Origin of the sequence: Streptomyces sp. ATexAB-D23, from assembly GCF_000373645.1 — a bacterium.
GTDB lineage: Bacteria > Actinomycetota > Actinomycetes > Streptomycetales > Streptomycetaceae > Streptomyces > Streptomyces castrisilvae.
Map to the genome: position 1 here is coordinate 13,970 of NZ_KB892028.1, position 13,311 is coordinate 27,280.

Here is a 13,311-nt window from a genome sequence, read left to right on the forward strand (position 1 = left end):
CGCGCGCCCGCTGGTGCGCGACAAGCCTTCGGCCCGCGAGTGGGCGGCGGATCAGACGCGCAGGCGATTCATGGCCGCTTCGAGGCGAAGGGTCGAACTCGTCAGCAGGCTGTCCAACCGCGAGGAGAGCGAGGCGTCCAGGACTTCCATGGTCATCAGCGTGGTGATGTTTCGCCCCATTCGGATCCTGTAGATATCCCACCGGATGAGGGACTTGCCCTTCGTGTATCCCTCAGTAGTCGATTTGCTCTCTATCTCGAACGCCTCGATGTCGTCACCACGCCTGCTGGTGCTCAGTTCGGAGATGTCCGCAGACGCTCCCTTTTCGCCCCCCAGAGCGAACTTGACGCCGTCGCAGCGGAGCGGGACTTCGGACAGCTTGTCGAAGATGTCGAGGGCGGAATCATCTCGATAACTTTCCACGATCGACCACACGAACCGACTCTCGTCCTTACTGGTGTACCCGGCACCGGCCTGAGCGGCCCGATGCGACTGAAAACCGGACTCCGGGAACAAGGCCGCATCACATCCCGCGTCGCCGGTCTTCATTTCCCCGATGCCACCCAATTCGGGCTCATCGGATCTTTCGACCCGCCACCCCGCCCCGATGTCCGCCGGTTGCAGCACGGCTCTCCGCGCCCACGCAGAAGTCAGCGCCGGAGGAACTTGAGGGGTGGCCTTCGCCGTCGAGTCACCCACAGATCCCTCATCCGTGGTCGCGCCCGAGCATCCGACCCCCAGGAGTAAGACTCCGAGAGCGATGAGTGCCTTGACCTTCCGATGCATCACGATTCCCCCGTCGCCGAGTATGGGCGTGTGCCCATACTGTATGGGCGCACGCCCATACAGGCAATACTCAGGAGCGGACACACCGAACGGCCGGAGGAAAAGACGTATGTCACCACGTGGAGTAGTCACCCCGGACGTTCGCGAACGGCTGTTCTCAGCTGCTGAAAGGGTGCTGGCCGCAGGCGGGTCGAGCGCTCTGACGAGTCGGGCCGTGACCACCGAGGCGGGCTGCGCCAAGGGGCTGATCCACAACCACTTCGCCGGCCTCGACGAGTTCATCGCCGATCTGACCCTGGACCGGATGGCGCGCACCGTACGCGCGATGGAACCGCTGGCTCAGCGAGCGGGGCAGAACACAGTCGCCGAGAACCTGCTGTTCGCCACCCAGGCCCTGATCCACTCGCCGGGCCCCCTACTCGGCGGGCTCGCGGCCGGCCGGCCCGCTGCCTTCGCCCGGGTCCGCGCGGCGATGGAATCAGGAGCCCCCGGCTTCTCCACCGCACAGGAACTCATCGCCGACTACCTCCGGGCGGAACGCGCCCTCGGGCGCATACCCGAGCACGCCGACACAGCGACCATGGCCATGACCCTGGCCGGCACGGTGCACCACCTCCTGATGACGGGCCCCGTGGACGGCCTCGACATCACCGAACAGACAGAGCGGCTCGTGACCTTGCTGCTCTCCACGTTCCAGGACCGAGCCGGCGGTGCCGGGACGGGCGAGGACCTCCCCGTATGACTTGTCACCGCGACGCGATCCACGCCACGAGCGCGCTCCCTACGCACGCGGAGGGGGCTGCCACCAGCCACCCGGGGATGCGCTGAACGGTCACGGCCACATGGAGCGCGTTGGGAGGCACGCGCCATCACCCGGCAGACGGCAGAGCGCTTCGGCGTGACAGAACCCTCGGACGTTCTCGGCGCACTCGCCTTCCGCGACGTGACGGGAACGCTGACCGAAGAGGACACCCGGCGCGCGGTGGACTTGCCGCAGAACCGAGAGCAGACGCTCTACGCGGCGGCGCTCCGCGGCTACGAAAGGGGTGTCAACCGGCGTACACGCACTTCCTTGAAGAGTTCGCCCCTGGAGAAGGCAGCGAGTGCCACACGCGTCTACTCGCGGCCATCATCAGCGGCGTTGTCTGGGCGCTGGGAGCATGGCTGGATGAGCGGCACGGCCCGGGAACATTCACGGGCCTGTTCCGGACCCCCGGCTATTTCGGCCCCGGCTTGACGGCGTAGGGGGCTCCTCCGGGCCTCGACCGTGAACTGTCCGATACGTGAACTGTCCGATATCCGTCCTACGGCGCCAGCGTCCGCAGCACGCAGAATTCGTTGCCCTCCGGGTCCGCCATCACGACCCAGTTGCGGTCGGGGCCCTGGCCCACGTCCGTGCGGGTGGCGCCGAGCGTGAGGAGGCGGGTGACCTCCTCCTCGGTGGTGCGGTCGATGGGGCTGACGTCGAGGTGGAGGCGGTTCTTTCCGGCCCTGGACTCGGGCACCTGGAGGAAGACCACCGTGGGCGGCATCTGGCGGGCCCGTACCTCCTCCACGGTCGGCACCCAGGAGCCGATCTCGACCTTGCCCTCGGCGCGGTCGATCACCGTGAAGTCCAGGACCTCGCACCAGAAGGCGGCGAGGCGTTCCGGGTCGTGGCAGTCGACGGCGAGTTCAGTGAACCTGCTGGTCATGGCCGCGCCTTCCGGAGCGTGAACTCGTTGCCGTCCGGGTCGAGCATCACAGCCCCGTCCGGTCCGCGTCGCGCGCCCAGGCCGGTCAGGCGGGTGGTCTCCGTGGCCTCGTCCGCGTCCGGCGGGAGTGTCAGCTCGAAGTACAGGCGGTTGGTGTCCGTCTTCGGGGCGACCGGCGGGCCGCCCCAGGTGAGCTTCGTGCCGCCGTGCGGGGACTGGACCGCGGTCTCCTCGTCCTGGTCCCAGACCAGGGGCCAGCCCAGCGCCTCGCTCCAGAAGTAGCCGACCGCCCGGGTGCCGTCGCAGGCGACCGCCCCGATGGCTCCGGTGTCGGCGAGGAACTTGTTGCCGGCCTCGATCACGCAGAACTCGTTGCCCTCCGGGTCGGCGAGGACGATATGGCCCTCCTCCGGCTTCTGACCGACATCGATGTGCCGGGCGCCCAGCTCCAGCGCGCGGGCCACCGTCCGCTGCTGGGCCTCCGGTGTGGCGCTCGTCAGGTCGAAGTGGCCCCGGCTCGTGAGGTCCTTGGCCTCCTGGTTCGCGACGAAGCGGAGGTCGAAGCCGTGGGCGTCGGGGGCCAGGACCGTGAACTCATCGGTTGCGGGGCCCGGTTCGGCCTGCTCCCGGTTCAGGAGCGCGGCCCAGAAGCGGGCCAGGTCCGCCGGGTCGGTCGCGTGGAAGCCGATCGCTGACAGGTGGGGCGTCATGTTCCGTACGTCTCCGAATCGTTGGCGGGGCGCGCCCGCGCAGCCTAGGGACGGGGTGCGGAGGACGCATCCTGTTTTCGGGCACCCCTCAGTCCAGCGCCACCCGTGCCGTCACCGGCAGGTGGTCGCTCCCCGTGGCCGGGAGGGTGTGGATGCGGCCGACCGTGGCTCCGCGGGCCATCACCTGGTCGATCCTGGCCAGCGGGAAGGACTCCGGGAAGCTGAACGCGAAGCCGCGTTCCGGGACGTTGAGCCGGGAGGTCAGAGGGGTCAGGCCGCGGTCGTCCACCGTGGCGTTGAGGTCGCCCAGCACGATCACCGCATGCGTCTCCTCGGCGGCCAGGGCGTTGCCCAGCAGGCGGGCGCTCTCGTCGCGTCGGGCGGAGGCGAGGCCTCCGGGGCCGATCCGGATGGACGGCAGGTGGGCGACGTACGCGGCGACCTCGCCGTGCGGGGTGTGGGCGAGCGTGCGCAGGCCCCGGCTCCAGCCCTCCGTGATGTCCTTGGGCTTAATGTCGACCACCCGGGTGCCGGAGAGGCGGTACCTGGACCAGATGCCGACCGTGCCCCGGACCTCGTGGAACGGGTAGTGCGCGGCGAGGGCCTTCTCGTACCGGGGCAGCGCCTCGGGCACCAGTTCCTCCAGTGCGATGAGGTCGGCGCCCGCGGCGTCCAGCGCTCGGGCGGTCCCCGCCGGGTCGGCGTTCACATCGCTGACGTTGTGCTGCACCACGACCAGGTCGCGCGCCCCCGGGTCCGGCGCCGGGAGGAGGAGACCGCCGAACGCGTACGCCCAGGCCGTCACCGGCAGGAGCAGCGCCGACAGCGCGACGAGGGACCGGCGGAGCACGGCGAGGGTGAGCAGGGGGACGACGGCCAGGCCCAGCCAGGGCAGGAACGCCTCAAGGAGGCTGCCCAGGTGGCCCGGGGTGTTGGGCACCGCCCGGTGGGCGACGAGCAGGAGCGCCGTCAGCGCGGCGAGCGCGGCCAGGACGCGCCCCCGCCGCCACCGGCCGGGGCGGTCCCACGCCCGCCGGGAGAAGGCGGACCCCACCACCCCAGCCGCACCACTGACCGCCTGCTTCACCATGTCCCCATGTGTCCCGTCCGCCCCTGTCGTCGCTCCCGAGGACGGGTCTACGGGTGCGGGCGGTTCCCCCCGGCCCTGCGCAGCCTGGAGCGTACGGCGCGCTGCGCGACCGGGCCGAGGCCCTCCAGCGCGGCGGCGAGCGCGGCGAGCTGGTCCAGTGCGGCCAGCGCCTGACCGGCCCCGTCCGGGTCGACGCCCTCGTACAGCTCCAGGCCGACGAAGGCCGCGGAGGCCGCCTTCGCGAGGCCGGTGACGTCCACGAACTCGGCGAGCGGCGTTCCCCCCAGGACCCGGCCGAGGACCCGCTCGATCTCCTCGGTCCACAGCGTGAGGCACGCGGCCGTGGCGGTCGCGAGGCGCGGCTGCGTCTGGCCTCCGGCGAGCAGCTGCCCCAGCACCGCGACATGGCCGCCCGCCCGTTCGGAGGCGTTCAGCTCGCGGGCCACGGCCAGGAGTTCGCCCAGGGAGCGGACCCGGTCCAGGCGTTCGCGGTAGGTCGCGAGGCGCTGCTCGGCGCCGTGGCGGCAGGCCGCGGCGAGCAGTTCGTCGACGGTTCCGAAGTGGTAGAAGACCAGCGCCTGGTTGACCCCTGCGGCGGCGGCGATGCTGCGCGCGGAGGTCTTGGCGATGCCCTGCTCGGTGAGCGTGGCGAGGGCACCGGCGAGCAGCTTCGTCCGGGTGTCCTCGCCGGAGGGTGTCCGGCCGGTGCCGGTCCGCTTCGCCTCGCTCACGCCCGTGCCTCCTCGCGTACCGGGCGCAGGTCCGGGCGTACGCCGTGCGCCTCCACGTCCGCGTACTCCGCGGTGAACGACCCCTCGTAGCCGAACAGCGGGCCGAAGCGGCGGTTGGTGACCGAGACCTGGATGCGGAAGCGGCCCGCCGCCTCGTCGAACGATTCCCTGACCACCGCGTCGCCCCCGATCAGATCCGGCACCCGGGCGTCCACCGGGCCCTCGCGGAAGCGGTGTTCGCCGGAGCGGATGACCAGGGCGCCGGCCTCGTCCACCGCCAGGTGCAGATCGGTGGCCAGGTGCTGATGCGTACCCAGGTAGTCCACCACGCAGCCGCGCTCCGGACTGTGGACCATCGTCGCGTCGAACCGCCGGGGCCCGTCCGGGAAGGCGAACGTCCTCACGAAGGTGACCGTCTCGCGGCCGAAGGAGTCCGTGAAGGGGACGTTCTCGATGGTGAACGGGACATCGCGGCCGGCGCGCGGGACGAGGATGTGGCGTATCCCGCCCAGCGCGAGGAACGGCCGCACCCACGGGCCGCCGTGCCACACCCGGTCCATCACGCCGCGCCCGACGCAGGATTCGCCGCTGTCGAGGCCGACGGAGAAGCGGCGCCGTACGCGCGGGTGGAGGCGGTCGAAGTCGGCCCCCAGGGCCTGCTGGAAGATCGAGGTCATGGTCGCTCCAGACGGTGGAGAAGGGCGGGCGGCGCGGTGGCACCGCGCTCGGGCGGGCGGCGCAGGCAGCGAGCGGCCGACGGGGTGCCAGGCAGCGGCGGCAGGAGGACGGCGGCGAGCAGGACCGGTACGGCGAGCAGGAGGGCCGGTACGCCGCCGAGCTGCGACGGCACGGGGGCGACGGACGCCGACCACGCCGCCAGGGCCACCGCCGCCAGCCGGACCGCCGCCTCCGCGAGTCCACGCCGCAGCGCGCGCTCCGGCGTGATCCCCCGCTCGCACCACAGCCGCAGCCGGTCGAACGACCAGGCGGTGGCCCAGCCCATCAGCGGGCGGAAGAGCAGACGGTCGGCGAGTCGGCCGGGGCGGCCCCAGCGGGGCTCGTAGTCGTAGCCGGTGAGGAAGCGGATGCCGCCGCCCGCCCGGGTGCCGCCGCCCTCGTCCTCCGGGCCGCCGCCGCCTTCCCGGCTGACCTCGCCCGCCCGGCCGCCCTCGTCCGCCCGGCCGCCCTCGTCCTCAGGGCCGCCCTCGCAGGGCACGGGCATGGGCACGTACCGCCAGTAGCCCCGGCCCTCGGTGAGGAACGACAGCGGGTGCGCGCAGGCGAAGCGGAGGGCGGACGTCCGGGTGCCGTCGGGGCGGTGGCGTTCGCCGGCGCTGGTTCCGGTCCCGGCGACGAGGAGCCCCGGCAGCACCCGTACCCCGTAGGTGAACCGCTGCGGCTCCCCCTCGGCGCGCGGCAGGTAGGCGATGCGGGTGAAGCGCAGGTCCCAGCGCTGGTGCTGTGCCGGGTCCTGGGTGCGTTCCCAGACGCACTCCAGACCGGCCCGTATCCGCGCCTCGATGTACAGACCACCGCCCACTCCCGCACCCCCTCCAGCGATTTGAGCGGTCGCTCAAATCGCGGTGCGGCAGAGAGTAGGGGAGTTTGAGCGAGTGCTCAAGTCGATGGGCGTGCGGACACCGGGGGCACATACGGCCAGGGCCTGTCCGGCGGATGCTCGCGGGCCCGCGAAGATCCGCCGGACAGGCCTTGAGTGCCCCCGGGCGGGGAAGGCTCAGCGGTCCGGGAAGCGTTCCCCGCACGCGCCGCAGTACACCGGCGCGGACTCCTGGGACATCCGCCCGCACTCGGGGCAGACCCGGTCCAGCGCGCAGGGCGCCTCGCCGCCCTCCCGTACCGGCACCGCCGACTTGATCGTCAGCCCCGGGCGGCGGCGGTGCACCGTCAGATAGGCGAGGCCGTCCGGGCCCGCCTTCAGGGAGCGCCGGGAGGTGCGGGGCAGCCAGGTGGCGGTGGTGGCGGTGAGGGTGAGGGGCGCACCGCCGTCGCCGGGGACGAGGCGTCCGCTGCCGGCGAGGACCACGAGAAGGACGTCGAGCACGTTCTCCTGGTGCTCCCCCACCTCCGCGCCCGGGGGCAGCCGCACCAGATTGGCGTCCAGCTCCCTCCCCTGCCGGTCGAGCTGCCACAGCGCCCCGCGATCGTCGGGGGCTGCGGCGGCGAGCAGATCGTCCAGTACGGCCAGAACCTCAGGAGTGGCATTCACGCAGCCAGGCTACGACCGCCCGGCCCCCCGGACTGCCCTTAGGCTGTGCCCCTTTGCCGACGAGTACCCACGAGCGCCATCGAGTACCCACGAGTGCCGACGAGTGCCGACGAGTGCCGACGAGTGCCACCGAACCAGACCGAACAAGGGAGACAACGCCATGGGGCGCCTGCCCGATGAGAAGTACCCGCCGATCGAGCCGTACGACCAGGGCCTGCTGGACGTCGGCGACGGCAACCTCGTGTACTGGGAGGTGTGCGGCAACCCGGCGGGGAAGCCGGCGGCCGTCGTCCACGGCGGGCCCGGGTCGGGGTGCACCGAGCGGGCCCGGCGGAACTTCGACCCGGAGCGCTACCGCGTCGTCCTCTTCGACCAGCGCAACTGCGGCCGCTCCACCCCGCACGCGAGCGACCCGGCCGTGGACCTGCGGCACAACACCACGGACCACCTGATCGCCGACATGGAACGCCTCCGCGTCCACCTCGGCATCGACCGATGGCTGCTGTACGGGGGCTCCTGGGGCTCGACGCTGATCCTCGCGTACGCCGAGCGCCACCCGGAGCGGGTCACCGAGATCGTGATCCCGGCCGTCACGACGACCCGGCGCTCCGAGATCGACTGGCTGTACCGGGGCGCGGGCCGCTTCTTCCCCGAGGCGTGGGACGACTTCCGGGCGGGTGTGCCGGAGGCCGCGAGCGACGCGACCCCGGACGTGCTCGCCGCGTACGCCCGGCGGACCGCGGATCCCGACCCGGCCGTACGGGCGCGGGCGACGGCCGGCTGGTGCGCCTGGGAGGACGCGGTGCTCTCGCAGGAGGCGTACACGGGACCGCCCCCGTACAGCGGCAGGCCCGGCCGGGACCGGGCGGCGCTGGTGCGGATCTGCTCGCACTACTTCTCGCACGGCGCCTGGCTGGAGGAGGGGCAGCTGATCCGGGACGCGGGGCGGCTGGCCGGGATTCCCGGGGTGCTGGTGCACGGGCGGATGGACATGGGCGGGCCGCTGATCACCGCGTGGGAGCTGGCGAAGGCGTGGCCGGACGCGGAACTGACGGTGATCGGGGACGCGGGCCACCTCGGCGGCGCCGCCGCCACCCGCGCCGTGCTGGCGGCCCTGGACCGGTTCGCGGGGGCATAGGCCGTGTCCCCCGGGGCGGTGCTTGCTTCGAGCGCGCTCGAAGGAGTTGGGTTGGGCTCCATGAAGTACACGCAGCTCGGACGCACCGGACTCAAAGTAAGCCGCCTCGTCCTGGGGACGATGAACTTCGGCCCCCAGACCAACGAGAGCGACAGCCACACGCTCATGGACGCCGCCCTGGACGCGGGCGTCAACTTCTTCGACACCGCGAACGTCTACGGCTGGGGCGAGAACAAGGGCCGCACCGAGGAGATCCTCGGCACCTGGTTCGCGCAGGGCGGCGACCGCCGCGACAAGGTCGTGCTCGCCACCAAGGTCTACGGGAACATGGGCCCGGACGGCGAGGCGTGGCCCAACCACGACAAGCTGTCCGCCGTCAACATCCGCCGGGCCGTCGACGCCAGCCTGAAGCGGCTCCAGACCGACCACATCGACCTGTACCAGTTCCACCACGTCGACCGGTCGACCCCGATCGAGGAGATCTGGCAGGCCATCGACGTACTGATCCAGCAGGGCAAGATCCTCTACGCCGGCTCGTCCAACTTCGCCGGCTACAAGATCGCCCAGGCCAACGAGGTCGCCCGGCAGCGGGGCAGCTACGGGCTGGTCAGCGAGCAGTGCATCTACAACCTGATGGAGCGCGGCGCCGAGATGGAGGTCATCCCGGCCGCCCGGGAGTACGGCCTCGGCGTCATCCCCTGGTCGCCGCTGCACGGCGGGCTGCTCGGCGGCGCGATCCGCAAGGAGCGCGAGGGCGGCGGCGCCCGGTCCACCTCCGGCCGCTCCGGCGAGGCGCTGGCCGACCCGAAGGTGCGGGCGCAGGTGCAGGCGTACGAGGACCTGCTGGACAAGCACGGTCTGGAGCCCGGCGAGGTGGGCCTGGCGTGGCTGCTGACCCGGCCCGGCGTCACCGGTCCGATCTCGGGTCCGCGCACGCGGGAGCAGCTCGACTCCGCGCTGCGGGCGGTGGAGCTGGAGCTTTCGGCGGAGATGCTGGCGGCCCTGGAGGAGATCTTCCCCGGCCCTGGCCCGTCGCCGGAGAACTTCGCCTGGTAGACGCGTAAAGGGTTCCTGGGGCCTGTCGTCACATTCCCGTCCGCCGGCCGACGACGGGCCCTAGCCGAGGGCGGCCGCCACGGCGACGACGGCGAACATCAGCACGAGCACGGCTGCCATGATGCGGTTTCTGGTCTTCGGGTCCACCCGACGAGCGTAACCGGCCCGGCATACGTGAACGCGACGCGGCCCCGTCCCGGATGATCCGGGACGGGGCCGCGTCGCGTTCACGCGCGGTGTCCGGGCCGACCGCGTGGCGCAGCCGCGCGGGGCCGGCCGGACCCGGACGGACCCGGACGGGGCCCCTGCGGGGCTGCGAGCCTATGGCCGGATCGGCACCACGTCCCTAAGGTCTATGCGGGTAGATATTTTGGCGTGCCCACTTCAATACTTGTTCCGCGAAGTGGTCACGCCGACAGCCGGTGCCCGATTCAGTGGACCTGAGGGAGCGAACATGTGCGATTCCTGCTCAACGGCGGACGAGGCGACGGCGGACGGGGCGACGACGGACGGAAGGGAACAGCGCGGCGGGCTCTCCCGCCGCGGGGTGATCGCCGGAACGGGGCTGGGACTCGCCCTTTCCGCGCTGGGACTGCTGACGGGGGCCACCACGGCCTCGGCGGCCACGGCAAAGGACGGGAAATGGATCAACCCCGCCCTCGGCCGTTTCCCCGCCGGCGGACAGTACGGCGCCCCCCGGGGCGGCGCCGCACACGCCGGGCAGGACGTCTCGAACTCGACGGGTACCGCGGTCTACGCGGCGGCGGCCGGCACGGTCGTCCGCCGGTCCTGGGGCGGCGGCATCGCCGGCCGGACCGGCAACGCCCTGGTCATCTCGCACGGCAACAGCCAGTACACCTACTACGGCCACCTCAGCGCGTACCGGGTCGCACTCAACGCCACGGTCGCCGCCGGGCAGCGCATCGCCGACATGGGTGCCACCGGCAATGTGACCGGACCTCATCTGCACTTCGAGACCCACTCCGGAGGGCTCGGCGTGACGGTCAACCCGGTCACCTTCATGGCCACCCGGGGCGTGGACCTGGGCGGCGGCTGGCCCAGGATCGACCCCGGCGCGAGCGGGAAGACGGTCGTCGTCATCCAGTACCTGATGACGCAGCGGGGCTACAGCCTGGTCGCCGACGGGCAGTACGGCTCGGTCTCGTCCACCGCCGTGAAGCAGTTCCAGAAGGCCAAGGGCCTGGTGGCCGACGGCCAGGTGGGCCCGGCGACCTGGCCCCATCTCGTCTACACCCTGCGGCAGGGCGGCAGCGGATCGCACGTCCGGGCCCTCCAGAACGCCCTGAACCGGCGCAGCGCCGGCCTGCTGGTCGACGGTACGTTCGGCACGGTCACCACGTCCGCCGTGCGCACCTACCAGAGCCTCAACCGGCTGGTGGTCGACGGCGAGGCGGGTCCGGTGACCTGGAAGGCGCTGGTCGGCTGAGGGCACGCCGCCCCGCACCAGCAGTGCGCCCGCTCCACCCCCGCTCGGGGGCCTCCCGGTCCCCGGCGGTCGGTGCCGGACCGCGCCGGACCACACCATCCAGCGGGCAACGCGAACGCGGCCCCGGACCGCACCACCCACCGGGCAACGCGAACGCGGCCCCGCCCCGGATCATCCGGGCGGGGCCGCGTGGCGTTCACAGCGGTGTTCAGGCCACCGTCGCCAGCCGTTCGCGCGGGACGAAGCGCACGTGCGGGCGGCCCGGACGCAGGTCCACCTTCAGGCGCAGCCCGCCGACGCGGGCCAGCATCACGGCGACACCGATCGCGGCCACCAGCGACAGCGCGCCGCCGGCCACCATGCTGGTGCGGGGGCCGTACGCGTCGCTGATCCAGCCGACGATCGGGGCGCCCACCGGCGTACCGCCGGCGAAGACCATCATGTACAGGCTCATCACCCGGCCGCGCATGGCCGGGTCGGCCGCCATCTGGACGCTGGTGTTGGCGCTGATGTTGGTCGTCAGACCGATCATCCCGATCGGCACGAGCAGGATCGCGAACATCCAGACGGACGGCGCGAGCGCGGCGATGATCTCCAGCAGGCCGAAGGCCGTACCGGCGGCGACCAGCATCCGCAGCCGCGAGGAGCGGCGGCGGGCGGCGAGCAGCGCACCGGCCAGGGAGCCGGCCGCCATGAGGATGTTGAAGAACGAGTACATCCCGGCACCGCCGTGGAAGATCTCGTCCGCGAAGGCCGTCAGCCAGATCGGGAAGTTGAAGCCGAACGTGCCGACGAAGCCGACCAGGACGATCGGCCAGATCAGCTCGGGGCGGCCCGACACATAGCGCAGCCCCTCCCGGAGCTGGCCCTTGGCGCGTGGCACGACGACGGCCTTGTGCAGCTCGCTCGTCCGCATCATCATCAGGCCGACCAGCGGCGCGAGGAACGACAGGCCGTTGAACATGAAGGCCCAGCCACTGCCGACGGTGGTGATCAGCACACCCGCGACGGCAGGACCGATGAGGCGGGCGGACTGGAAGTTCGCCGAGTTCAGGCTGACCGCGTTGCGCAGCTGCGCGGGGCCGACCATCTCGGAGACGAACGCCTGCCTGGCCGGGTTGTCCACGACCGTGACCATGCCGAGCAGGAACGCGATCAGGTAGACGTGCCACACCTGGACCACGCCCGAGAGCGTGAGGACCGCGAGCACGACACCGCAGGCGCCGAGGGCCGCCTGGCTGACGAGCAGGAGCTTGCGCTTCGGCAGCCGGTCGGCGATGACGCCGCCGTACAGGCCGAAGAGAAGCATCGGGAGGAACTGGAGTGCCGTGGTGATGCCGACGGCGGCGGCGGACCCGGTGAGGCTCAGGACGAGCCAGTCCTGCGTGATGCGGGACATCCAGGTACCGGTGTTGGAGATCACGGCGCCCGTCGCGAACAGGCGGTAGTTGCGGATCTTCAGCGACGAGAAGGTCCCGCCGGGCTTGCTCTCGTGGGTGGAAGTCGGTGCGGGGGCGGAGTCTGCTCCGGATCCCGTACTCAAAAGGGTTCGCCTCCTCGGGCGTGGACATTGCGCGTGCTGACGGGGATGCGGCGGCGGGGTCGGGCGCCGGTGCTGCCCGGCGCGGCCCCTTCCGCTACAGGTGGGCGAGCTTCTCCAGCACGGGCGCCGCGTTGCGCAGCGTCTCCCACTCGTCCTCGTCCAGGCCTTCGGCGAGGGTGGTCAGCCAGGCGTTCCGCTTGTCGCGGCTCTCGGCGAGCATGGCCTCGGCCTGCTCGGTCTGGCTGACCATCTTCTGGCGACGGTCATCGGGGTGCGGTTCCAGCCTGACCAGACCCTTCGATTCCAGCAACGCGACGATGCGGGTCATCGACGGCGGCTGCACATGCTCCTTGCGGGCCAGCTCACCGGGGGTGGCGGAACCGCAACGGGCCAGTGTTCCGAGGACCGACATCTCGGTCGGGCTCAGCGACTCGTCGACGCGCTGGTGCTTGAGGCGCCGGCCGAGCAGCATGACGGCGGAACGAAGGGAGCTCACGGCGGCGGCACTGTCGCTGTCGTGGATCAGGTCAGGCATGTTTGTTAGCGTAACTCATTACTTACCCTAAATACCACTTGGTGGTACACGCGCGAGAGCCGGATCACAATCGATCACCCAAAAGAGTGAGTCTGCGGCGGAAAATCACGCATGGCGGGCCCGCGGGACGTAACCCTGCTTGCCATGGGATCGACAGTGCTCAGCCTGCGCATAGACGGTGAGCTGCTCGACCGGCTCAAGCAGCACGCCGCCAAACGCGGAATGAGCGTCCAGGACTATGTGGTCCGGACGCTCATTCGCGATGACTTCGACGAGCGCTTCCAGTCGGCGGTCGACGAGACGGAGAAGTTCTACGGGGCGGAGGGGGTGCCGGCCGAGGAGGTCACCTGACCT

Annotated in this window: 15 protein-coding genes; 5 read left to right on the forward strand and 10 right to left on the reverse strand. The window is 71.5% G+C overall.

Annotated features, from left to right (window positions below; genetic code table 11):
- Positions 1 to 51 precede the first annotated feature (51 nt).
- Positions 52 to 549 carry a hypothetical protein gene (locus B082_RS0124015; protein WP_158688897.1) on the reverse strand — a complete coding sequence of 166 codons (498 nt, stop codon included), beginning with the start codon at positions 547 to 549 and terminating at the stop codon, positions 52 to 54.
- 346 nt (positions 550 to 895) lie between these two features.
- On the opposite strand from B082_RS0124015, the gene B082_RS36515 reads away from it, so the two are divergent.
- Positions 896 to 1,528 carry a TetR/AcrR family transcriptional regulator gene (locus tag B082_RS36515; RefSeq protein ID WP_051094676.1) on the forward strand — a complete coding sequence of 211 codons (633 nt, stop codon included), beginning with the start codon at positions 896 to 898 and terminating at the stop codon, positions 1,526 to 1,528.
- Between the two features lie 562 nt (positions 1,529 to 2,090).
- Here the strand turns inward: B082_RS36515 and B082_RS0124025 are convergent.
- The 7 genes from B082_RS0124025 to B082_RS0124055 all read right to left on the reverse strand — a co-directional run bounded on the left by B082_RS0124025 (position 2,091) and on the right by B082_RS0124055 (position 7,238).
- Positions 2,091 to 2,480, reverse strand: a complete 390-nt coding sequence (locus B082_RS0124025) for a VOC family protein (RefSeq protein WP_018554349.1) — start codon at positions 2,478 to 2,480, stop codon at positions 2,091 to 2,093.
- Entirely contained in the window at positions 2,477 to 3,190 is a 714-nt protein-coding gene (locus B082_RS0124030) for a VOC family protein (protein ID WP_018554350.1), read from the reverse strand. Before B082_RS0124030 ends, B082_RS0124025 begins: the two co-directional genes overlap by 4 nt.
- Positions 3,191 to 3,278: 88 nt before the next feature.
- A complete protein-coding gene (locus B082_RS0124035; protein WP_051094677.1) occupies positions 3,279 to 4,280 on the reverse strand; it encodes an endonuclease/exonuclease/phosphatase family protein in 1,002 nt (333 codons plus the stop codon).
- Between the two features lie 47 nt (positions 4,281 to 4,327).
- Entirely contained in the window at positions 4,328 to 5,011 is a 684-nt protein-coding gene (locus B082_RS0124040; protein ID WP_018554352.1) for a TetR/AcrR family transcriptional regulator, read from the reverse strand.
- Positions 5,008 to 5,688 carry a DUF4166 domain-containing protein gene (locus tag B082_RS0124045; protein ID WP_018554353.1) on the reverse strand — a complete coding sequence of 227 codons (681 nt, stop codon included), beginning with the start codon at positions 5,686 to 5,688 and terminating at the stop codon, positions 5,008 to 5,010. The genes B082_RS0124040 and B082_RS0124045 overlap by 4 nt, the downstream gene beginning before the upstream one ends.
- Positions 5,685 to 6,551: a hypothetical protein gene (locus B082_RS40015; protein WP_018554354.1), complete on the reverse strand. Its 867-nt coding sequence runs from the start codon at positions 6,549 to 6,551 to the stop codon at positions 5,685 to 5,687. The genes B082_RS0124045 and B082_RS40015 overlap by 4 nt, the downstream gene beginning before the upstream one ends.
- A gap of 195 nt (positions 6,552 to 6,746) precedes the next feature.
- Entirely contained in the window at positions 6,747 to 7,238 is a 492-nt protein-coding gene (locus tag B082_RS0124055; RefSeq protein WP_018554355.1) for a hypothetical protein, read from the reverse strand.
- A gap of 160 nt (positions 7,239 to 7,398) precedes the next feature.
- Here B082_RS0124055 and pip point away from each other — a divergent pair, with 160 nt between their 5' ends.
- From pip to B082_RS0124075, 3 genes are all read left to right on the forward strand, one after another.
- On the forward strand, positions 7,399 to 8,376 hold the full coding sequence (gene pip, locus B082_RS0124060; protein WP_018554356.1) for a prolyl aminopeptidase: 978 nt from the start codon (positions 7,399 to 7,401) through the stop codon (positions 8,374 to 8,376).
- 60 nt (positions 8,377 to 8,436) lie between these two features.
- Positions 8,437 to 9,432 carry an aldo/keto reductase gene (locus B082_RS0124065; protein ID WP_018554357.1) on the forward strand — a complete coding sequence of 332 codons (996 nt, stop codon included), beginning with the start codon at positions 8,437 to 8,439 and terminating at the stop codon, positions 9,430 to 9,432.
- Between the two features lie 454 nt (positions 9,433 to 9,886).
- The gene (locus tag B082_RS0124075) at positions 9,887 to 10,879 is read left to right on the forward strand and encodes a peptidoglycan-binding protein (protein WP_026250141.1); all 993 of its coding nucleotides are present in this window, start codon (positions 9,887 to 9,889) and stop codon (positions 10,877 to 10,879) included.
- A 208-nt stretch (positions 10,880 to 11,087) separates the two neighbouring features.
- Here B082_RS0124075 and B082_RS0124080 read toward each other — a convergent pair whose 3' ends face one another.
- The gene (locus B082_RS0124080) at positions 11,088 to 12,422 is read right to left on the reverse strand and encodes an MFS transporter (protein ID WP_018554359.1); all 1,335 of its coding nucleotides are present in this window, start codon (positions 12,420 to 12,422) and stop codon (positions 11,088 to 11,090) included.
- Between the two features lie 94 nt (positions 12,423 to 12,516).
- Positions 12,517 to 12,957, reverse strand: a complete 441-nt coding sequence (locus B082_RS0124085; protein ID WP_018554360.1) for a MarR family winged helix-turn-helix transcriptional regulator — start codon at positions 12,955 to 12,957, stop codon at positions 12,517 to 12,519.
- Between the two features lie 144 nt (positions 12,958 to 13,101).
- Here B082_RS0124085 and B082_RS0124090 point away from each other — a divergent pair, with 144 nt between their 5' ends.
- Positions 13,102 to 13,308, forward strand: coding sequence for a hypothetical protein (locus B082_RS0124090; RefSeq protein WP_199783847.1), 207 nt, complete (start codon positions 13,102 to 13,104; stop codon positions 13,306 to 13,308).
- Positions 13,309 to 13,311: the final 3 nt, after the last annotated feature.

Excerpts from the sequence above, each read along its gene's own strand:
- B082_RS0124030 (WP_018554350.1), bottom strand. The coding sequence starts at position 3,190 with ATGACGCCCCACCTGTCAGCGATCGGCTTCCACGCGACCGACCCGGCG.
- B082_RS0124015 (WP_158688897.1), bottom strand. The coding sequence starts at position 549 with ATGAAGACCGGCGACGCGGGATGTGATGCGGCCTTGTTCCCGGAGTCC.
- pip (WP_018554356.1), top strand. The coding sequence starts at position 7,399 with ATGGGGCGCCTGCCCGATGAGAAGTACCCGCCGATCGAGCCGTACGAC.
- B082_RS0124075 (WP_026250141.1), top strand. The coding sequence starts at position 9,887 with ATGTGCGATTCCTGCTCAACGGCGGACGAGGCGACGGCGGACGGGGCG.
- B082_RS0124025 (WP_018554349.1), bottom strand. The coding sequence starts at position 2,480 with ATGACCAGCAGGTTCACTGAACTCGCCGTCGACTGCCACGACCCGGAA.
- B082_RS0124065 (WP_018554357.1), top strand. The coding sequence starts at position 8,437 with ATGAAGTACACGCAGCTCGGACGCACCGGACTCAAAGTAAGCCGCCTC.
- B082_RS0124045 (WP_018554353.1), bottom strand. The coding sequence starts at position 5,688 with ATGACCTCGATCTTCCAGCAGGCCCTGGGGGCCGACTTCGACCGCCTC.
- B082_RS0124035 (WP_051094677.1), bottom strand. The coding sequence starts at position 4,280 with ATGGTGAAGCAGGCGGTCAGTGGTGCGGCTGGGGTGGTGGGGTCCGCC.
- B082_RS0124090 (WP_199783847.1), top strand. The coding sequence starts at position 13,102 with ATGGGATCGACAGTGCTCAGCCTGCGCATAGACGGTGAGCTGCTCGAC.
- B082_RS0124085 (WP_018554360.1), bottom strand. The coding sequence starts at position 12,957 with ATGCCTGACCTGATCCACGACAGCGACAGTGCCGCCGCCGTGAGCTCC.
- B082_RS36515 (WP_051094676.1), top strand. The coding sequence starts at position 896 with ATGTCACCACGTGGAGTAGTCACCCCGGACGTTCGCGAACGGCTGTTC.